We start from the raw sequence: 20565 nt of genomic DNA, 5'->3' as shown, positions 1-20565 counted from the left end.
CCAACGGCGCCTAGTACGCCCGCTCCCGCATCCGCCGCCACCAGAGCAACCCGGACCCGATCAAAACGACCCCGATAGCCCCCGCACCCGCGGAAGCCGCGATCAGCGTGGTGTCGGACGAACTGCTGGAACCGGCAGGCGACAACGCGTCTCCGAGCTGATTCCGTACGTCATTCCCCCCGGACGTCCCCTTCGCCAGCGGCCCCCGAGACCCCTCCGTCGGCAGCGCCACATACGGGAACGCCTTCTCGAACTCCTTGTCGTTCTTGTCGACGGCATCCCCCAAGTCGTTCTTGGCGCCGACCAGTTCACCCTCGACCACCTGAAGCGACGCATCGATCACGTCATCCGTCAGCCGACGCCCGTTGGGAAACCCGGAGTTGTCCCCGTCCAGCACACCCAGCCGCTTCGGCTCGGCGGCCGGCTTGATGGACGTGTTCAGCCGCAGCTCCTCCGCGGGCCGCACATGCGGAGGCTGATTGAGCCCCTTCACACCCTTCAGGAACACATCGACGAGGTCGTTCCGAGGCTCAGCAGGCGCCGGAATCTTGTAGATCGCCTCGATGAGCTTCGGCAGCTCCGGATTGGTCACGTTCTTCAGGAACTGCGAGTCGTTCCAGGGCGCGCTCGCGTTGAACTTGTCCTTGTCCTTGATCGGATTGACGACCTCGTTCACGAGCGGCATCCCCAGCCGGGAGACCTGAGCGAAGTGCCCCTGCGCATTCTTCCGCTGGGTGGTCGACCAGATCCCCACGATCGGCTGCTCGGCCGACTCCGTGATCATGTGCGTAGGCACCTGAAGGGCGATCGAGTTGACGTTGTACCCCTTGAGCGTGTCGTTTCCGACCTCGCTCAGATTCCCCCCGTACAGCAGGTCGAAGACCCGCAGATCGAGGAAGAACGGGTCATCGGCCTGACCGGCGAACGACGAGGCGCCACCGGCCAGTTGATGGACAGCCTGCGAGCGGAGCTTCGCGTAGTCCGGCATCGACGCCTTGCCGACGTTCGACGGCGCCACCGGCACATCGTTGGCGACCTTCGTCTTCGACACCAGGTGCTGGTTCTTCAGCCGCAGCAGATCGATGTCGTAGGTCTGCGTGACGTTGAGGTCGGGATCGTCGAGGCTCTCGACGGGCCCGGTGTTGTACAGGAACGTCTTCTTGTTCTTGGTGTGCGTCTTGAACGTGAACCGGTACAGCAGCTCACCCTGCGCGTCACCGTTGTTGTCGATGTGGATGTCGTACTGCGCGTCCTCGGCGAACGTGAAGAAGTTCGGTCCGCCGGCCGGCTCCTCGAAGGGGATCCAGTTCGCGACGATCGTCGTCGTGTCCGGCTTGTCGGGGCTGACGAACGCGTACACGTCCGTGTTGTCGTACTGCGGAGTCCCCGAGATCAGCGGGGCCTCCCGGTGGCTGGAGGCGGAGGCCGCCCCCGGTTCCAGCGCGGTCACGCCGGCGGCTGCGAGCCCCCCGGCGGCCAGCGCACCACAGATGAGGGTCGCGACACTCGTGCGTCCCGCGCCGCTCCTGGAGATAGGTGTCATGCCGTCCGTCCTCGGTTCAACTTGCCTGACGCACCGGGATTCGGAGCGGGGTGCGGGGCGGATTGGTCCGACCCGAAACTGATTTGGCGGCCCGCCGACCCGCGTTTTCGACCTTCTGATCCGTAACCCCATCCGGAGGTGGGTGCGTTGCGAATACCTCGTGGGGCGGGACGGCCCAGATGCGGTCTCGCGGGAGGGGGAGACGAGTTGGAGGCGGACGAGCTTCTGGTGCTCGTGGCGGGTGGGGACCAGAAGGCATTCGAGGAGTTGTACGGGATCGTGTCGGGCCCGGTGTTCGGCCTTGTGCGGCGGGTCGTGCGGGACCCGGCCCAGTCGGAGGAGGTGGCGCAGGAGGTGCTGCTGGAAATGTGGCGGTCAGCGGGGCGGTTCGACCCCGGCCGGGGCAGCGCCCTGTCGTGGATCCTCACCCTCGCCCATCGCCGGGCCGTGGACCGGGTGCGCAGCGCCCGCGCGGCCGGCGAACGCGAGCAGCGCGAGGCACGCAAGGCCCATCACCCCGCCTTCGACCAGGTGTCCGAGGAGGTCGAGGCGGGCCTGGAGCGCGAGTGGGTGCGCCGCTGTCTCGACCGGCTCACCGCCCTGCAACGGCAGTCCGTCACCCTCGCCTACTACGACGGCTACACCTACCGTGAGGTCGCCGAGCGGCTCTCCCTGCCGCTGGGCACGGTCAAGACGCGGATGCGGGACGGGCTGACCCGGCTGCGCGAATGCCTGGGAGGTGCCGTATGAGCCTCTTCCGCCGCGGCGATCTCCACTCCCTCGCCGCTCCCTACGCCCTCGACGCTCTGGAACCGGGGGAGCGCGTGCGCTTCGAGAAACATCTGAAGAAGTGCGACCGCTGCGCCGCCGAGGTACGGACCCTGTCCGAGGACGCGGTACGGCTGGCCTGGTCCACGTCCGCCCCGCCGCCGGCCGCGCTGCGCGAACGGGTCCTGGCCGCCGTACGGACGACTGCTCAGGAGCCCGTGCGGGCGCGGGAGCCGCAGTTGCCGCCGCATGTGTGGGGGATGCAGGCGCCGCCGGCCCGGGTGCGGGAGCGGCGGCCTCTGTTCGTGCCGTTCGCGACCGCCACGGCCGCCGCTGCGCTCGTGGTTGCCTCGCTGTTCGCCGTGCAGGCGAATCAGACGCAGGAGCAGCTGGATGCCGAGCGGGCGCAGGCGCGTGAGATCGCCCACGTTCTCGCTGCTCCCGACGCGCGCGCGAGCACCGGGCAGGACGCCGAGGGCCGGAGTATCGGAGTGATCGCTTCCGCATCGGAGGGGAGCGCGGTCGTCACCCTCGGCAGATACGACGACCTTCCGGGCGACCGCGTGCACCAACTGTGGGTCATGCGCCCCGACGCGCAACCGCGCTCCCTCGGGCTCTTCGACGGCGACACGCCCTTGGTCGCGTCCGGCCTGGACACCTCCGCAACGTCACTGGCTGTGACCGTCGAGCCGGACGGTGGCTCGCCGCAGCCCACTACTCAGCCGGTGGTCCAACTCGCCCTGAAATCGGTTGGATTCGGAGAGTAATCAAGGGTGAATCGTCAACACCCTTACAGGGAAGGTGAATCCTGTGACCGCAATACACGAGTGCCCCAAGGGGGCGATAGGGTTACCCTGCCCGGGCCGGGTGGACTCGTACGGGTGGGGAGTGACATGGAACAGATAACAGTGCGCAGCAGGGCCAGGGTCCCTGCGATCACCTGCGGGAGCAGCGCGACCAGTTCGCGCCTCGACCGCCATCTCTCGGTGCTGGCGGGTCCCGCCGTGCCGCAGCAGAAGACGGCCGAGGCGACCTCACTGATGCGTGAGCTGACCGCCCGTGAGCCCGTGCGTCAGCACAGCGACCGGGGTGCGCGAGTCCGTCGCGTCTCGCTCTTCGCGCCCCTGCGCCGACTGCGCCGTTCGCTGTTCGGCGGCCGCTGAGCCGCTTTGCCCGCGCTCAGGCGGCCACGCCGTCCCGGCGCAGCGCTGCGATCTCGCCGTCCGTCATCCCCACGGCTCGCAGCAGCGCCTCGGTGTGTTCCCCGAGCGCGGGCACATCCCCCATACGGGCCGCGTCCGCTCCCGGCAGCGTGATCGGCGGCAGCAGCGCCCTGAGCGGCCCCACCGGCGACCCCACCTCCCGCCACCGCTCCCGGGCCGCCAGCTGCGGATGCTCCGCCACCTCGTGCAGATCCCTCAGGCGTGCGCACGCCAGACCCGCGCCCTCCAGCCGCGCCAGCGCCTCGTCGGTGCCGAGCGCGCCCAGCGCCTTCGCGACCAACTCGTCCGTGCGCTCCCGGTTCACCACCCGCGCCGCGTTCGTCGCGTAGGCCGGTGCGGTCCCCAACTCCGGCCGCTCCAGCACCTGTTCGGCCAGCCGCCGCCACTCCCGGTCGTTCTGCACCGACAGCAGCACCCGCCCGCCGTCCGCCGTCGGATAGGCGTCGTACGGCGCGATGACGGCGTGCGCAAGACCCGTGCGCGCCGGTGCCGTGCCGCCGTGCATCGCATGGTGCAGCGGATGCCCCATCCACTCCGCCAGCGACTCCAGCATCGACACCTCCACCGGCCCGCCCCGCCCGGTCGTGCCCCGGCGCACCAGCGCCGCCAGCACCCCGGAGAAGGCGTACATGGCCGCCGCGATGTCGGCCGCCGGGATCCCCGCCTTCACCGGCTGCTCCGGCGTCCCGGTCACGGACACCAGGCCCGCCTCGCACTGCACGAGCATGTCGTACGCCCGCTTGTCCGCGTACGGGCCACCGGCGCCGTACCCCGAGATGTCCACGGCGATCAGCCGCGGGTGCGCGGCGCACAGCGTGGCCGCGTCGAGGCCGAGCCGGGCGGCGGCGCCCTGGGCGAGGTTCTGCACGAAGACGTCCGCGTCGCGCACGAGCCGCCGTACGACCTCCAGGCCGCGCGGGTCCTTCAGGTCCAGGGCGATGGACTCCTTGCCGCGGTTGCACCACACGAAGTGCGAGGCGAGTCCGCGCGCGGCGGTGTCGTAACCGCGCGCGAAGTCGCCGCCGTCGATCCGCTCGACCTTGATCACCCGGGCGCCGAGATCGGCGAGCTGCCGGGTGGCGAAGGGGGCCGCGACGGCCTGTTCGACCGCGACGACGGTGATGCCGGTCAGGGGCAGCGGCTGCGATTCCATGCGGGCGATCATGCCCTGTGGGCGTCAGCCTTCGCCACGGGTGTACCGGCGCACGGCGAGCGGCGCGGCCACGGCGATCAGTACCGCGCTCCAGGCCAGTGACCCGGCGATCGGGTGGGCCACCGGCCAGGCGGCGTCGTGCGGCACGGGGGCGTTGCCGAAGAGGTCCCGCAGGGCCGTGGTGACCGCGCTGATCGGGTTCCACTCGGCGAGGGTGCGCAGCCAGCCCGGCAGACCGTCGGTCGGAATGTACGCGTTGGACAGCAGCGGCAGGATGAAGGTCGCCCCGCCCAGCTGACCGGCGGCCTCCTCGTTCCGGGTGAGCAGCCCGAGGAAGATCCCGACCCACGTCGTAGCGAACCGGAACAGCAGCAACAGCCCCACGGCGCCCACCGCTTCGAGTGCGGACCCCTCGATCCGCCAGCCCACCGCGAGGCCGACCAGCAGGAACGGCACCGTGCCCACCGCCGTCACGACCAGATCAGCGCCCGCCTGCCCGAGCGGCACGGCGGCCCGGCTCATCGGCAGCGTACGGAAGCGGTCCATCACGCCGCGGTGGGTGTCCTGGGCGGTCTGGAACATCCCGGTCATGATGCCGTTCGCGGCGGTCGCCACCAGCAGCCCCGGCACCAGGAAGGACCGGTACTCCGCGCCCGGCATCGCGAGCGCGCTGCCGAAGACGTAGCCGAAGAACAGCAGCATGGTGATCGGCATGGTCTGGGTCAGGATCAGCAGCCCCGGGTTGTTGCGCAGCCGCCGCAGCTGGCGGCCCAGCATCGCGCCGCCGTCGTAGGCGAGAGTGCTCATGCCGCACGCTCCTCTTCCTGGGTGAGTCGCAGGAACACGTCGTCGAGAGTCGGCGGTTTGAGGCTCGCGTCCAGCAACGGCACGCCTGCCGCGTCGAGTTCGCGCACCAAGCGGGGGAGCGTGAGCGTGGCGTCCCGGGCGACCGCGCCGACGGCGCCTCGCTCGTGGTCGAACGACGGCTCGGTACCGGTCAGTTGGTCCAGTACGGCCGCCGCCTTCGCCATGACGTCCGGATCGGCGACGACGACCTCGACATGTGCGCCGATGGTCGCCTTGAACTGGGCCGGCGAGCCCGATTGCGCGACCCGCCCCCGGTCCACCAGGGCGATGTCGTCGGCGAGTTGGTCGGCCTCATCCAGGTACTGCGTGGTCAGCAACACGGTCGTGCCGTCCTCGGTCAGCTCCCGTACCGCCTCCCAGATGCGGTTGCGGCTCGCGGGGTCGAGGCCCGTCGTGGGCTCGTCCAGGAACAGCACCTCGGGGCGGCGCACGAGGCTCGCCGCGAGGTCCAGACGACGGCGCATCCCGCCCGAGTACGTGGCCGCCGGCCGGTCTGCCGCCTCGGTCAGCCCGAACCGGTCCAGGAGTTCGGCGGCGCGCTCGGCCGGGCCGCGCACCCGGTGCAGCCGGGCGAAGAGACGCAGGTTCTGGCGGCCGGTGAGGTCGCCGTCGACCGAGGCGTACTGACCGGTGACGCCGATGCTGCGCCGGACCGCCCCCGGGTCCCGCAGCAGGTCGTGCCCGGCGACGCGGGCCGAGCCGGAGTCCGGGCGCAGCAGCGTGGTGAGCAGCCGTATCGCCGTGGTCTTGCCCGCCCCGTTGGGCCCCAGAAGCCCGCAGACGGTCCCCTGCGCGACGGCCAGATCAAGGCCGCGCAGCGCGTGGACCTCTCCGAACCGCTTCTCCAGACCTTCACTAAGTGCAGCGTACGTAGAAGTCATGGGTGGACCATAGCGCACTACGTACGCTGTACGTAACTAGGATGGTGGCCGAGGTGATGATCGATGGCGGGCAAGGCGGCCGAACCCGGGGTGATCTGGGCGCGACCCGAGCGGACCGGGCGAGGGCCCAGGCCCGCGTTCACGCGTGCGGACATCGCGGCAGCCGCAGTGCGGATCGCCGACGCCGGCGGGCTGGATGCCGTGTCCATGCGGCACGTGGCGGCCGAGCTGGGCTGCGGCACCATGTCGCTGTACAACTACGTCCCCCGCAAGGAGGACCTGCACGAGCTGATGATCGACGCGGTGGGCGCCGAGCACGAGATCCAGGAGCCCTCGGGCGACTGGCGCGCCGACATGATCCGCAACGCGCAGGAGACCCGCGCCATCATGCGCCGCCACACCTGGGTGCCGCGGCTGATGTCAGGGGTGTACGGCTTCAGTCCCCACACCCTGCGCTACCTGGAGCACTGCCTGGCCTGTCTCGAACCGCTCGACGTCCCGTACAGCGTGAAGATGGAGCTCGTCGCGCTGCTCAACGGCGTCGTGACGACGTACACCGCGAACGAGATCGCCACCGCCGAGCGGACCCGCTCGATGCCTTGGTCCGAGGAGGAGGAGAACGCGGTCCGCATCGCCTACCTCGGTAGCCAGGTCGCCACCGGCGCGTATCCGCGACTGGCCGCCGCCTTCATGGAGGACAGCGGGCCGATCGATCTGGAGGCGGTGTTCAGCCGGGCGCTGGAACGTGTCCTGGATGCCTTCGATCCCGATCTGCGCTAGAGAAGCGCGAGTTGCCCCTCGGGGCCCTCTTCATGGCCGTCGAGTACCGAGGCCGGCCGGCGCGCCGACTCCGGCACCGGGAACACGCCCGCCTTCCGCAGCTCGCTCGCCGTGATCCGGGCCGTCAACTCCTCCTGGAACGGCTGGAGTTCCGCCAGCAGCGCGAGCACGGTGATCAGCTCCAGCAGTTCCGACGTCCACGTCTGCGGCCACGTCGTCGGGCGGATCGCCGCCAGCGTGCCCGGTTCCGCTGCATCCGCGGTGCGTGCCGTGAACCACTGCTCCAGGACCCGGACGCCGCCCACCTCGAAGTCCCAGGCCTGAGGCGGTACCGGGGAGATTCGGCCCTCGTCCAGATGCAGGGCCTCGTCCTCGCGGTCGTAGTGGAGGGTCAGGGGGCGGGAGGGGAGCGGTGCGCGTACGTACGGGCGGCGGCCGCCGGGGAGCTTGGGGCGGTCGCCGTCGCGGCGCATCAGCCAGAGGGTGCGATGGCCCAACTCCACGCCCCTCGCCCAGAGTTCGGGGTCCGCGGTGAGGGGGACGGTGAGGTCGGGGCGGGCCGTCGCCAGCGCCCAGGCAAGGACGTCCGCCGGACCGGGGGTCAGGCCCAGTCGAGTCGCCAGGTGCTCCAACAGGCCCGGTGCCAGGTTCGGTTCCGTGCCGCCCGGGCGGCGGAAGAGGGGGCGGATGCGGCCGGGGCGGAGGAGGGGGAGGAGGGAGGTGGCGAGGAGCTGGTCGGGGGTCTCGACCAGGAACGTCTGGTGCTCGTCCGCCACCCGCCACAGCTCCGGGCGGGCCGCGTCGATCAGGCGGTGGTCGGGGATCAGCCACTGCTCGTCGAAGGGGGCGTGCAGCACGCGCACCGGTTCCGGGCACGGGCCCGAGGCGCGGACCAGCTTCTCCGTACCCCCCGGGTGGCCCGGTAGTTGACCCACGGCCGAGTGCAGGGTGCGTGAGCGCGTCGGCTCCAGCAGCACTTCCCGGTCCGGGCCCTCCGCCTTGACGAAGGCGTCCCAGCGGGCCTTCAGACAGGCCGCGTCGGGGCCCGTCGGCCACCCCCGGCCCAGCCGAAGCGGTGCGACGGACCACGGCATGAGGTCCGCCAGCAGCGGAGCGTCGTCGTGCGTCACGGTGGGCATGGTACGACGTGGCCGTCTACGTCGCGTCGAGGGTCACCGTGAAGGAGAAACGGTCACCCCTGTAGTTGATGACCGCCACATCCAGAACACGCCCGCCCGAATCGTATGTAATGCCCGTGTAGTGCAAGATCGGGCTCAGTAACGGCACTTCCAGCAGCCGAGCCGTCTCCGGGTCCGCCAGCCGCGCCTCCACTGTGTCCGTGATGCGGCTGATGTCCGCGCCGACGACATCGCGCAGCACCTTCGTCATCGGCCAGCGCGCCAAGTCCGCCAGATCGATCCGGGTGGCGAGCTCGGGACGGACGTAGTTGCGGGCGTGGTTCGTCGGCTCGCCCGTCTTCTCGTCGCTGCGCAGGCGGTGATACGTCCCCACCTCGCCCAGATCCGGGAAGTACTCGACCAGTTCGGCGGGGACCGGACCCTTCCCGTGGTCCAGCATCCGGGTCGTCATCCCCGACTGCTGCGCCACGATCGCGTCCACCGAGCCCAGCAGCCGCACCGGCGCGCCCCGCTGCACATGCGGCTCGATGAACGTGCCCCGCCGCCGGTGCCGGGTGATCAGCCCCTCGTCCTCCAACTCCTTCAGTGCCTGCCGCATGGTCAGCACGCTCACGCCGTAGTGCCCGGCCAACTGCTCCTCCGTGGGCAGGCGCAGTGGGTCCTGGGGCCGGCGGCCGAGTATCGAGGCGCGCAGCGACTGCGACACCTGGTACCAGAGCGGCAGCTTGCGGTTGAGGACGATGGAGTCCGGGGCGAAGGAGGTCACGGGGCCATCCGTACCGGTAGGGGATCTTTACTGCAAGGGGCGGAAGTGACGCTCCAGGCCCTGCCACACATCGTCGTAACGCTGTTGCAGCTGCTCCGCCTCGGCCGCGTGCCCCGTCAGCGTCACCGGCCACCGTGTCTCGAACATGAACGCCAGCCCGTCGTCGATCTTCTGCGGCTTCAGCTCCGCGGCGCTCGCACGGTCGAAGGTCTCCCGGTCCGGGCCGTGCGCCGACATCATGTTGTGCAGCGAGCCCCCGCCCGGCACGAAGCCCTCCGCCTTGGCGTCGTAGGCGCCCTCGATCAGGCCCATGTACTCGCTCATCACGTTCCGGTGGAAGTAGGGCGGCCGGAAGGTGTCCTCGCCCACCAGCCAGCGCGGCGCGAACACGACGAAGTCGACGCCCGCGAGGCCGGGGGTGTCACTCGGCGAGGTCAGCACCGTGAAGATCGACGGGTCGGGGTGGTCGTACGAGATCGTCCCGATGACATTGAAGCGGCGCAGGTCGTACACGTACGGCACATGGTTGCCGTGCCAGGCGACCACGTCGAGCGGGGAGTGGTCGTACGTCGCCCGCCAGAGGTTGCCGCAGAACTTGTTGACCACCTCCACCGGGCCCTCGATGTCCTCGTAGGCGGCGACGGGTGCCCTGAAGTCCCGCGCGTTGGCGAGGCCGTTGGCGCCGATCGGGCCGAGGTCGGGGAGCTGGAAGGGGGCGCCGTAGTTCTCGCAGACGTAACCACGGGCCGTCGCGTCCAGCAGCTCCACCCGGAAGCGCACCCCGCGCGGGATCAGCGCCACATGCCCGGGCTCCGCGTGCAGCAGCCCGAACTCGGTGCGCAGCAGCAGCCCGCCGCGCTCCGGGACGATCAGCAGCTCGCCGTCGGCGTCGCTGAAGACGCGGTCCATGGCGGCGTTGGCGTTGTAGAGGTGTACGGCCATGCCGGTGCGCTGGGTCGCGTCGCCGTTGCCGCCGAGCGTCCACAGGCCGGCCAGGAAGTCGGTGCCGGGCGCGGGCTCGGGCAACGGGTTCCAACGCAGCCGGTTGGGGTCGGGCACCGACTCCGTGAAGGGCGCGGTGCGGATCGGGCCGTTGTCCACGCGCGTGAACGCCGGGTGGGCCGCCGAGGGGCGGATCCGGTACAGCCAGGAGCGGCGGTTGTGTGCCCGCGGCTCGGTGAACGCCGAACCGCTGAGCTGCTCCGCGTACAGCCCGAGCGGTGCGCGCTGCGGTGAGTTGCGGCCCTCGGGAAGGGCGCCGGGCACCGCCTCGGAGCTGTGCTCATTGCCGAACCCCTGGAGATACGACAGGCCCTCCGCGGTCTTCCGCGCGTCCCCGCTCATGATCGCTCCCTCGCCATCCGTAATCCTATGCATCACCGTAGGATTGTGGCCCGATGGGCGCAAGAGGTGCACGCGTCGTACCGGGTTTCTCCTCACTGCGGACGACCAGAACCAGACCTCAGGGGGATCCGAGTGTCGGACCGGTGTTCTACGCTCCCGGGCATGTCGTGGACGCGGGCGCTGCTCGCCGCGCTCGCGGTCTGTGTCCTGCTGCTGACCGGATCCGTGGGCTGCGGCTCGGGCGGCACACAGGAACAGAGGAACGGCGAGTCGGTCTCGCCGGTCGGTGAGCTGCTCGACGACGCCGACGAGGAGGGCCGGCTCTACCGCGAGGTGGACAAGGACGAGGCGCCCGAGGTCGGCATCGAGGTGCAGCCCAACTCCGACGACAGCTGGGACGTCCGCCTGACCGTCCGCGGCTTCCGCTTCTCGCCCGCCGGTACGAAGGAGATGCCGGTGGCCGGACAGGGCCTGGCGCACCTCTATCTCGACGGCCGCCTGATCGCCCGGCTGCGCGCCCCCGAGCACCGGCTCCCGGCCGAGCTCGTCCCCCGGGGCACGCATCACGTCACGGCCCGGCTGTACGCCGACGACGGCACGGTGTGGGCGGTGGACGGGGAGCCGATCGAGAGTACGGCGGACATCACGGCGTCGGAGGCGGGTTCGGCGGCGCCGGGGGCGAGCCCGAGCCGGACGGCCTCGGTGAGTGCAGGGGCCACCGGAGTCCGTACTGGAGGGCAAGGTTCACCGGACCGCGCCGGAAAGGCATCATGAAGCCCGTGCCCCACGCGACCTCGCTCCGCCGCGCGCCCGTACAGCGGCGCAGTGCCGAACGGCTGACCAGGATCCTCGACGCCTGCGCCGACCTCCTCGACGAGGTCGGCTACGACGCCCTGAGCACCCGCGCGGTCGCCCAGCGCGCCGGCGTCCCCATCGGCTCGGTCTACCGCTTCTTCGGCAACAAACGCCAGATGGCCGACGCCCTGGCCCAGCGCAACCTCGACCGCTACGCCGAGCGCGTCACCGAGCGCCTGGCGGGCGTCGGCGGTGGCGGTGGCTGGCGGGCGGCCATGGACGCCGTACTTGACGAGTACCTGGTGATGAAGCGGACCGCCCCCGGCTTCTCCCTGGTCGACTTCGGCAACCAGATACCGGTCGGCGTCCGCCCGGCCGAGCCGAACCACCGCGTGGCCGACCGCCTCACCGACCTCCTCTCCGGCTACCTCGACCGAACCCCCGACGAGGACCTGCGCCGCGTCTTCCTCGTCGCCGTGGAAACCGCCGACACCCTGGTCCATCTCGCCTTCCGGGTCTCCCCGGAGGGCGACGAACGCATCATCGCGGAGGCCCGGGAGCTGCTGCGGGCGTATCTGGCACGGGTCCTGGACTGAACGGGGCCCAGGAGGCCTCCCGTTGCTAAGGTGATCAGACCCTTGGGGCGCTTATGGGGGGACGCCATGGCTCGGGTGGTCTGCATCCACGGGATCGGTCAGCAGTACGCCGGGGAACGGCAGTTGCACACCGCCTGGCACCCCGCGCTCGCCGACGGCCTGCTGCGCGCCGGGACCGTGTCCGCCCTCGACGCGGACGAGGTGCGCTGTGTCTTCTACGGCGATCTGTTCCGCCCGCCCGGCCGCACCCTCGCCGTCCAGGACCCGCCCCTGGACGCCTCTGACGTCGACGAGGGCTTCGAGACCGAACTCCTCCTGTCGATCTGGGCCGAGGCCGCTCGCACCGACGAGGCCGTCCTGCCACCCGACGCCCGGACCCTGGCCCGCACCCCGCAGACGGTCCAGCGCGCGCTCAATGCCCTCAGCCGCTCCCGGTTCTTCGCCGGCGTCGCCCTGCGCGGCCTGGTCCTCGACCTCAAGCAAGTCCGCGCGTACCTCTGCGATCCCGCTGTGCAGACGGCCGTACAGGAGAGGGTCGCCGCCGCCGTCACCGACCGCACCCGGGTCGTGGTCGGGCACTCCCTCGGCAGTGTCGTCGCCTACGAGGCGCTGTGCGCCCACCCCGAGTGGCCGGTGCGCGGGCTGCTGACGCTGGGCTCGCCGCTCGGCATCCGCAACCTCGTCTACGACCGGCTGCGCAAGCCGGGCGCCTGGCCCGGCGGTGTCGGCACCTGGACCAACATCGCGGACGAGGGCGATGTCGTGGCCCTGGTGAAGGACTTACGTCCGCTCTTCGGTGACCGGGTCGACTGTCACCTCGTCCACAACGGCAGCCGGGCCCACGATGCCACCCGCTACCTCAATACCCCGCAGGTCGGCCGGGCGGTGACCGATGGATGCGGTCTCGACTGAGGCGCGCCGTTTCCTGATCGCCGCCGCCGTCACGGACGTAGCGGCGCATCCGGAGGCGGAGAGACCCGAACTGGCTGATGACGTACAGCGGGTGGAGGAGCTGTTCCTCGGGGAGCTGGGTTACGTCAGGGGCGCGCGGGTGGGGTTGGACCCGACACGGAGCCAACTCATGGAGTCCCTGAGGCAGTTCGCCAAAGCTCCCGACCGCCACCCGGACGACTACGTGGTCCTGTACCTCGCCACGCACGGCGTGACGGCCGAACACAGCGGCAGCCACTACCTGTTGCTGCACGACAGCGACGCCCGCGACCTGCGCGGCACCGCCCTGCCCACCGAGGATCTGGTCGCCCACCTGTGGGAGGACACGGCGATCGAGCGGCTGCTGGTGCTGATCGACGCCTGTTACGCGGAGGAAGGCGCCGACACGGCCCTGCGCGGGGCGCTGGAGGCCCGCCGCTTCCGGGAGCCGGTCACCGAGCACGGCAGCACCGGACTGGTCCTCGTCGCGTCCTCCCGCCGCAAGGAGGAGGCGTACACCGGCGCCCTCTCCGCAGCCTTCGACCGCGCGGTACGCCGCCAGGCCACCGCCGGCCATGCCCCCGCCCACATCAGCCTCGAACACGTCATGGCGGCCATCCGCAGCGACCCCGAAGTCCCGCGCGCCCAACGCCCGGTGTGGTCCCTGACCCACGCCACCGGCGACATCCCGGCCTTCCTCCCCAACCCACGCCACATCCCCGACGCGGACGGACTGCGACTGGAGGAGATCGACCGGATCGTCGCACTCGGAGCACGCGAACGCGGCGCCCGCGAACAGGACATGCGCGCCTTCTTCCTGCCCCGGGCGCGGGGGACGGACGTACCGACCGAGGACGTGTGGAACTTCACCGGGCGGCATGCGGCGATCGGGGACGTCAGGGAGTGGCTGTCGCCGGGGCGCGCGGACGAGCGGCTGTGTGTGGTGACCGGCGACCCCGGCTCCGGGAAATCGTCTCTGCTCGGGCTGTTCGCGGTCCTCACCGACCCGGCCCGCGCGGCGTCCGTGCCCCGCTCCGGACTGCCGACCGCGCTGCCCGCCCCCGGGTCCGTCGACGAGCGGATCAACGCCAGTCACCTCTCCACCCGGCAGCTCCTCGACGCTCTGTCCGCGGCAGCGGGCTGCGCCGCCGAGTCGCTCGGGGCGCTCACCGCCCACCTCCAGACACGGGCCGCCCCGCTCGTCGTCCTCATCGACTCCCTGGACGAGGCCCTCGCCCCGCACGAGGCCGTCGACGAGCTCCTCACCCCGCTTGCCGACCCCGAACGCCGCCTGCCCATACGGCTGTTGGTGGGCGCCCGCCCGCACATCGCGAACCGGCTCCCCGCCACCGCCCAGCGCATCGACCTCGACTCCGAGTGCTACGGCGACCCCGACGCCGTCCGCGCCTACGCCCGCAAGCTGCTGTGCACGCCGGACTCCGTCCTCTCCGCCGCCGCACCCGGGCTGGTGGACGGCATCGCCGAAGCCGTCGCCGAGGCCGCGGGCCGCTCCTTCCTGGTGGCCCGCATCACCGCCCGCACGATCGCCCGCGAACCGTGCCCGCCCGATCCGCACGACCGGAAGTGGCGTGACGAACTCCCACGGCTGCCGGGCGAGGCCATGGAACGAGACCTCACCCAGCGCCTGGGACCGGAGGCGGCCCGCGCCCACGACCTCCTCCTCCCGCTCGCCTACGCCCAGGGCGCGGGCCTGCCCTGGGCGGGTGTCTGGCCCCGCCTGGCCTCGACGATCACCGGCCGCTCCTACCGCGACGAAGACATCGTGTGGTTGCGGCAGGCGGCGGGCTCGTATGTCGTCGAGAGCGTGGAGGACGGGGGCTCGGTGTACCGGGTGTATCACCGGGCGCTGATCGAGTACCTGCGGGAGGGACGGGACGCGGAGCGCATCCAGCGGACCGTGACGGAGGTATTGCGGGACGTCGAACATCCCTATGTGCGGCGGTACTTGGCGCTGCACGCGGGGGAGGGCGGGGTACTCGATCCGCTGGTGCAGGAGGCGCGGTTCGTCCTGACCGCCGAGCCCGGCCAACTCTTCGCCGCGCTGCCCGGATTGCGTACCGCGGAGGGGCGTCGGGCGGGGCAGGCGGTGCGGGATCTGGAGGAGTCGCTGCGGTGGTGGGAGGGGCGGGGAGAGAATCCCGAGCTGCGGGCCCAGTTGCGGCTGCATGCGGTGTGCCGGAAGGCGCAGGGGCTGGCCGACTCGTGTGATGTGGGGGAGGAGCCGTTGCCCTGGCGGGCGCGGTGGGCGGCGTGGAATCCGGACGAGGGGGCGCGGCGGTATCCGGGGATGTCGATCGGGGTCGGCGGGGGAATCGTGGTCCCCACCGCCGGAACCGGTGCGCACTACGCCGATCTGATCTCGCCGCGAGGGGCGACCTGGTTCGACCTGGACGACGGGGACGTCCGCCGCGCCCGTCGGCAGAAGACGACCGACTGGTTCAGCTCGACCCTGACCGCACCTCCCCAACTTCCCGGCCTTGCGGCGGGTTTGTGGGCTGATGGGCACGTCGCCCTGGAGCGGGGCAGCATACGGACGAAGAACTACACGCGCCTGCTCCACGTCTGGCATGCCGACCGGAATTGGGTCTGGGTGCTGCCGCCGAGCTCCGCCCTGGACTACGAACCCGAGCGGCGCATGCCGGACCCGGCGGCCCAGTTGGTGGTGCTCGCCGACCCCGATGGCCAACCCGGCGCGGTGGCCTTGCGGTTCCGCGGCGGACACGTCCTCGTCCACCGGCTCGGCAGGTCCTTCCATTACCCTCCGCCCAGCCGTCGGCAACGCCGACGGCTGTACAGCTGGGAGATCGAGGCGTGGAAGGAGCGGGCCGACAGACTGACGGCCGAGGACCCGGTCGCTCTCACCCCACAGGGCCCCGGAGACCGCATCACCGCTTGCGCCGGTCCCGCTGGACTGCCCCTCATGACGCTGCTGATGGGCTACGCCGACGGCCGGGTCGAGGCGTTCTCGATCCTCGGCCGGGGCTTACCGGATCCGGTGGTGACAGGCCACGAAGGCCCCGTCACCCACATCGACCTGGCGACCGGCCACCCGCAGGGCAACCTACTCGTCACCGCCGGCGCGGACCACACCGTCCGGCTGTCCTCCTTCACGACGGGCGCTCCCGTCCGCACCCTCCTGACCAGCGGCTTCTCCGTCTCCTCGCTCGGCGTGCGCCGAGTCGGCCGGCAGTGGATCGTCGCCGTGGTTACGGCCGACGGACAGTTGCACCGCATCGACCTGGACAGCGGGCGCCCGATCGGGCTGCCGCAGCGCGTCGACGCGGGCTCCTCGGTCCGGCTGGCCGTCTTCGACCTGGGTGCGAACGCCTGCGTCTCCGTCCAGGGCAACGCACGCGGACTCCAGCTGTACGACCTGGTGACCGGGGACCGCCTCGGCGGGCAGGTGCTCCGGCATTCAGCAACGGCCGTGTGCCGGGCGGGCGGCACGGTCTGTGTGGGCGGCTCGGACGGGATCGTGCGGTTCTGGCCGACCGCCCATGCCGCCGACTCGGTCCGGGTCACGGCGCACGAGGGCCGCATCCTCGCCCTGGGCGAGATCCACGGCCCGCGGGGCGTCCCCGTCCTCGTCAGCGTCGGCGAGGACAGCCAGATCCGCTGCTGGGACCTGACGCGGCACAACGAGCTGTGGCGGCGCAGGGTGCTCGACCCCGGCCCCTGGGAGGTGTCGCTGATCAGCTGCGCGACCACCGGACGCACGGCCGACGGCCGGGACTTCGTTGTCACCGGCGAGCACGGCGGACGCGTCAGGATCCTCCTCCTGCGCGGCGGAATGCCGGTCGCCGAGCAGGAGTTCACCGTCCCCGACATCGTCACGGCACTGTCCACCGGGCGCGTCCGGGGCCGGGACGTGCTGGTCGTCGGCACCGACTCGGGCCGGATCGTCTGCTGGGACGTCGGCGCGGGCCGGATGTTCGTCTACGGTCCGCTCCCCGAGTCACCGCGGTGGACCACCGCCCTTGCCCTGCACCCCGACGGCTCGGGGCGGCTGGCTGTCGGCGGATCCGACGGGACCGTGCGCGAGTGGACGCTGCCGACGTGCAGACCACTGGGCAACCCGCCCCGCCCCGCACACGTGGGTGACGTGTGCGCGCTGGCCTACACCGCGACAGGGCTCGTCGGCTACGGCGCCGACGCCCGCCTGGTCTCGTACCGCGACGGCTGGGAGCGCCCCATGCCCAGGACCGCGGCCTCCCTGCACGCGACCGACGACGGACTGCTCTGCGGGGACGAGGGCGGACAGGTCTGGTGGCTGCGGGACACGCCCGAGGGCCGGCGCGTGGTGGAGGCGTTGGACGAGGTGCGGCCCGTGTCCGCCGTCGCGGCCGTGGAGCACGACGGCGGTCTCTCCGTCGTCGTCGGCTCGGCCGACGGATCGCTCCAGGTGCGCGACGGCGAGCGCGGCGAGCTGGTCCGACGGCTGCGCCCGGTCGGTGACAGAGCGGTGGGACAGCTGGCTGCGGTGGCCTGGCGCCCGCCCGGCCGGGACGTCCGGCCCCGGCTCTTCGCCCGCGGCGAGAACGGCCTGCTGGAGTACTGGGACTTCGGCACCGACGGCACGGTCGCCTCAGCGGGACGGCCACTGGTCACTCCCGTGCCCCACCATCACCCCGGGGCCCAACTGGCCGCCGTGCCGGACGACACCGGCGCGCAGTCGCTGCTGTCCGTCGCGGTGTGGGACTCGGACCTCCCTCGGTTCCTGTACCCGGACGGAGACGGTCGGGTCTGCATCCACGACATCGCCCGGGGGCCGCTGCCCGACCAGCCGTGCTCGGCGCCCGGCGACGGGGGCACCGAGAAGGCCGAGCTGCACGCGGTCCGCTGCGGCGGTCGTCTCCTGGTCCTCACCCAGCTCTCCGACGACGTGATTCGCGTCCTGGACACCACCAGTCGGCGCTGGGCCGCCGTATGGTTCCGCGACGACAGCCTGGTCCGGGTGTTCGCCCTCGACGCACCGGGCGGCGACGAGCTGTTGCTGGTCGGCGTACGGCAATCCAAGATCGTGCCGTGGAACGCCTTGCGCAGGCGTTTCACCGAGGACGGCGAACGGCCGCCCGCCCACCGGCTCCGCAAGCGTCGATGGCTGCCGCGCCGGGGTCCTGCCCCGGAACCGCCGGTCACGCACGAGCACGGTATGCCGCTGCGCGTCGAGTACGCCGCTCTGCTCCCCGGTGGCGAGACCTACGCGGCGGCGGGCGACACCACGCTCTGCGTCCTCGGCACCCGCGACGACACGATGCACCGCACCATCGACCTCCCCTCCCTCTGCACCGCCCTCACCACCGGCCCCGCCGGCGAACTGATCGTCGGCACCCGCAACGGCCCGATCCTCTTCGACTGACATCGAGGATTGGCAGTGGATTGGCCGTGGATTGGCCGCGCCACCCCCTCCCCTCCATCCATACCGGTCGGTATGCTCGCTCTCGTCCGCGCGTCACCGAAGTCGCCGCCCCCGGGAGGACCCGTGTCCCGCACCGCCCTGCGAATCTGTCCCCTGTGCGAGGCCACCTGCGGGCTGACGCTCACCATCGAGGGCACCCGTGTCACCGGCGCCCGAGGTGATCGCGACGATGTGTTCAGCAAGGGGTTCATCTGTCCCAAGGGGGCCTCCTTCGGTGCCGTCGACGGTGACCCGGACCGGCTGCGTGGCCCCCTCGTCCGTAAGGACGGCGTCCTCCGCGATGCCACCTGGGCGGAGGCCTTCGACGCCGTTGCCGAAGGGATTCGGCCCGTCGTCGAGCGGTACGGGCCGCATGCCGTCGGGATCGTCCTCGGGAATCCCAACGTCCACACCATGGCCGGTGCGCTCTATCCGCCCGTCCTGATCGCCGCCCTCGGCACCCACAGCCTCTTCACCGCGTCCACCGTCGACCAGATGCCCAAGCATGTATCGAGCGGGCTGCTGTACGGCGACGCCAACGCCATCCCCGTGCCCGATCTCGACCGCACCGACCATCTGCTCCTCATCGGCGCCAACCCCCTTGAGTCCAACGGGAGTCTGTGCACCGCCCCCGACTTCCCCGGCCGGCTCAAAGCCCTCAAGGCCCGCGGCGGCACCCTCACCGTCATCGACCCGCGTCGCACCCGCACCGCCAAGCTCGCCGACCGGCACATCCCCATCCGGCCCGGCACCGACGCGCTGCTCCTCGCCGCCATGGCGTCCGTACTTTTCGAGGAAGGTCTCGTGGACACCGGGGAGCTGGCTCCCCATCTCCTCGGGATCGATGAACTCCGCGACGCGGTAAAGGACTTCACGCCGGAAGAAGCCGCGGAAGCCTGTGACGTGGACGCCGGTGTCATCCGAGAACTCGCCCGCGAGCTCGCCGCCGCCCCCACCGCCGCCGTATACGGCCGTATCGGCAGCTGTACCGTCGCCCATGGCACCCTGGCCAGTTGGCTCGTGGACGTGCTCAACATCCTCACCGGCAATCTCGACCGGCCCGGCGGTGCCCTCTTCCCGCAGGCGGCCACCGACAAGACGCCCCGGCCCGCCGGACCCGGCCACGGCTTCCAGCTCGGCCGCTGGCACTCCCGGGTGAGCGGGCACCCGGAGGCCAAGGGGGAGTTGCCCCTCTCCTCGCTCGCCGAGGAGATCGACACCGCCACCGACCGAGCGGAGCCGATCCGGGCGCTCATCGCGGTCGGCGCCAACCCCGTGCTCTCCGCTCCCGACGGCGACCGGCTCGACAAGGCGCTGGACTCCCTGGACTTCATGGTCAGCGTCGACCCGTATCTCAACGAGACCTCGCGCCACGCCACTGTCGTGCTGCCGCCGCCCCCGCCCTCCCAGAGCCCGCACCACGACTTCGCCTTCAACACCCTCGCCGTACGCAACCAGGTCCGCTACACCCGCGCCGCCGTCCCGTTGGAGCCCGGGCGGATGGCGGAGACGGAGATCATGGCCCGCCTCGTCCTCGCCGCGAGCGGAATGCACGGCGCGGACCCCTCGGCGGTCGATCAGATGGTCGTCGACCAGACCCTGGGCAAGGCGGTGAAGGAGCCGCACTCCCCGGTCCATGGCCGTGATCCGCGCGAACTCGCGGCGCAGCTCGGCGGCGACACCGGCCCCGAGCGACGGCTCGACATGATGCTGCGCCTCGGCCCCTACGGCGACGGTTTCGGCGTACGACTCGACGGGCTGACCCTCGACAAGTTGCTCGCGCATCCGCACGGCATCGATCTCGGGCCGCTCAAGCCCCGGCTGCCCCAGCCCCTCAAGACCAGGAGCGGGAAGGTCGAGCTGCTGCCCGAGCCGATCGCAGGCGATCTGCCGCGGCTCAGGGAGGCCCTGCGGCACCGCCCGGACGGGCTCGTCCTCGTCGGCCGCCGGCATCTGCGGTCCAACAACAGCTGGATGCACAACGTGCCCGCCCTCACTGGCGGCACCAACCGCTGCACCCTGCACATCCACCCCGACGACGCCGAGCGGCTCGGAGTGCGGGACGGGGCGGACGTACGCCTGAAGGGGGCCGGGGGAGAGGTCACCGCGCTCGCGGAGGTCACCGACGCCGTGCGTCCCGGCGTCGTCAGCCTGCCGCACGGCTGGGGGCACGACCGGCCCGGCACCCGGATGAGCCACGCCCTGAAGAACCCCGGAGTCAACGTCAACCAGCTCCTCGACGGCAGCCTCCTGGACCCCCTGTCGGGCAACGCGGTCCTCAACGGAGTGCCCGTCGAGGTCGCCCCCGTGGCCGAAAAGCTCAGCGCTCTGACGCGTAAATAGGTGCAGGTCAGGGTGGGG

At 71.4% G+C, this 20565-nt stretch carries 16 protein-coding genes; 9 read left to right on the top strand and 7 right to left on the bottom strand.

Translation table 11 applies throughout. The features are described 5' to 3' along the window. Nucleotides 1-10 precede the first annotated feature (10 nt). Nucleotides 11-1543 carry a DUF4331 domain-containing protein gene (locus tag OHT76_RS09325; RefSeq protein WP_328870288.1) on the bottom strand — a complete coding sequence of 511 codons (1533 nt, stop codon included), beginning with the start codon at nt 1541-1543 and terminating at the stop codon, nt 11-13. A 207-nt stretch (nt 1544-1750) separates the two neighbouring features. Between OHT76_RS09325 and OHT76_RS09320 the strand changes: the two genes are divergently transcribed. From OHT76_RS09320 to OHT76_RS09310, 3 genes are all read left to right on the top strand, one after another. Then, nucleotides 1751-2293 (top strand): sigma-70 family RNA polymerase sigma factor, encoded by a 543-nt coding sequence (locus OHT76_RS09320; protein ID WP_328870287.1) that lies wholly within the window; start codon nt 1751-1753, stop codon nt 2291-2293. Further along, complete coding sequence (locus OHT76_RS09315) at nt 2290-3078, top strand: anti-sigma factor (RefSeq protein ID WP_328870286.1); 789 nt, start codon at nt 2290-2292, stop codon at nt 3076-3078. Before OHT76_RS09320 ends, OHT76_RS09315 begins: the two co-directional genes overlap by 4 nt. Before the next feature lie 126 nt (nt 3079-3204). Next, a complete protein-coding gene (locus OHT76_RS09310; protein ID WP_328870285.1) occupies nt 3205-3474 on the top strand; it encodes a hypothetical protein in 270 nt (89 codons plus the stop codon). Between the two features lie 16 nt (nt 3475-3490). Here OHT76_RS09310 and OHT76_RS09305 read toward each other — a convergent pair whose 3' ends face one another. The 3 genes from OHT76_RS09305 to OHT76_RS09295 are packed head-to-tail and all read right to left on the bottom strand — an operon-like array spanning nt 3491 to nt 6435. Beyond that, entirely contained in the window at nt 3491-4687 is a 1197-nt protein-coding gene (locus OHT76_RS09305) for a CaiB/BaiF CoA transferase family protein (RefSeq protein WP_328870284.1), read from the bottom strand. A 24-nt stretch (nt 4688-4711) separates the two neighbouring features. After that, nucleotides 4712-5494, bottom strand: coding sequence for an ABC transporter permease (locus OHT76_RS09300; protein ID WP_328870283.1), 783 nt, complete (start codon nt 5492-5494; stop codon nt 4712-4714). Next, nucleotides 5491-6435 carry an ATP-binding cassette domain-containing protein gene (locus tag OHT76_RS09295; RefSeq protein ID WP_328870282.1) on the bottom strand — a complete coding sequence of 315 codons (945 nt, stop codon included), beginning with the start codon at nt 6433-6435 and terminating at the stop codon, nt 5491-5493. Before OHT76_RS09295 ends, OHT76_RS09300 begins: the two co-directional genes overlap by 4 nt. A 63-nt stretch (nt 6436-6498) precedes the next feature. On the opposite strand from OHT76_RS09295, the gene OHT76_RS09290 reads away from it, so the two are divergent. Next, complete coding sequence (locus OHT76_RS09290; RefSeq protein WP_328870281.1) at nt 6499-7215, top strand: TetR/AcrR family transcriptional regulator C-terminal domain-containing protein; 717 nt, start codon at nt 6499-6501, stop codon at nt 7213-7215. On the opposite strand, the gene OHT76_RS09285 is transcribed toward OHT76_RS09290, so the two are convergent. The 3 genes from OHT76_RS09285 to hmgA are packed head-to-tail and all read right to left on the bottom strand — an operon-like array spanning nt 7212 to nt 10464. Further along, complete coding sequence (locus OHT76_RS09285; protein ID WP_328870280.1) at nt 7212-8354, bottom strand: type ISP restriction/modification enzyme; 1143 nt, start codon at nt 8352-8354, stop codon at nt 7212-7214. The two genes, OHT76_RS09290 and OHT76_RS09285, sit on opposite strands and share 4 nt — an antisense overlap. 16 nt (nt 8355-8370) lie before the next feature. Then, the gene (locus tag OHT76_RS09280; protein ID WP_328870279.1) at nt 8371-9120 is read right to left on the bottom strand and encodes a GntR family transcriptional regulator; all 750 of its coding nucleotides are present in this window, start codon (nt 9118-9120) and stop codon (nt 8371-8373) included. Between the two features lie 27 nt (nt 9121-9147). Beyond that, a complete protein-coding gene (gene hmgA / locus OHT76_RS09275; protein ID WP_328870278.1) occupies nt 9148-10464 on the bottom strand; it encodes a homogentisate 1,2-dioxygenase in 1317 nt (438 codons plus the stop codon). Nucleotides 10465-10626: 162 nt separating this feature from the next. On the opposite strand from hmgA, the gene OHT76_RS09270 reads away from it, so the two are divergent. From OHT76_RS09270 to OHT76_RS09250, 5 genes are all read left to right on the top strand, one after another. Further along, nucleotides 10627-11238, top strand: coding sequence for a hypothetical protein (locus OHT76_RS09270; RefSeq protein ID WP_328870277.1), 612 nt, complete (start codon nt 10627-10629; stop codon nt 11236-11238). After that, nucleotides 11235-11855: a TetR/AcrR family transcriptional regulator gene (locus tag OHT76_RS09265; RefSeq protein WP_328870276.1), complete on the top strand. Its 621-nt coding sequence runs from the start codon at nt 11235-11237 to the stop codon at nt 11853-11855. Before OHT76_RS09270 ends, OHT76_RS09265 begins: the two co-directional genes overlap by 4 nt. Nucleotides 11856-11921: 66 nt before the next feature. Beyond that, a complete protein-coding gene (locus OHT76_RS09260; RefSeq protein WP_328870275.1) occupies nt 11922-12767 on the top strand; it encodes an alpha/beta fold hydrolase in 846 nt (281 codons plus the stop codon). Beyond that, nucleotides 12748-18165, top strand: coding sequence for a caspase family protein (locus OHT76_RS09255; RefSeq protein ID WP_328870274.1), 5418 nt, complete (start codon nt 12748-12750; stop codon nt 18163-18165). Before OHT76_RS09260 ends, OHT76_RS09255 begins: the two co-directional genes overlap by 20 nt. A gap of 123 nt (nt 18166-18288) precedes the next feature. Beyond that, on the top strand, nt 18289-20547 hold the full coding sequence (locus OHT76_RS09250) for a molybdopterin oxidoreductase family protein (protein ID WP_328870273.1): 2259 nt from the start codon (nt 18289-18291) through the stop codon (nt 20545-20547). Nucleotides 20548-20565: the final 18 nt, after the last annotated feature.

The sequence above is a fragment of the Streptomyces sp. NBC_00287 genome (genome assembly GCF_036173105.1).
GTDB lineage: Bacteria > Actinomycetota > Actinomycetes > Streptomycetales > Streptomycetaceae > Streptomyces.
Note: the sequence above shows the minus strand (reverse complement) of the source record. Positions and strands in the feature narration are given on the sequence as shown.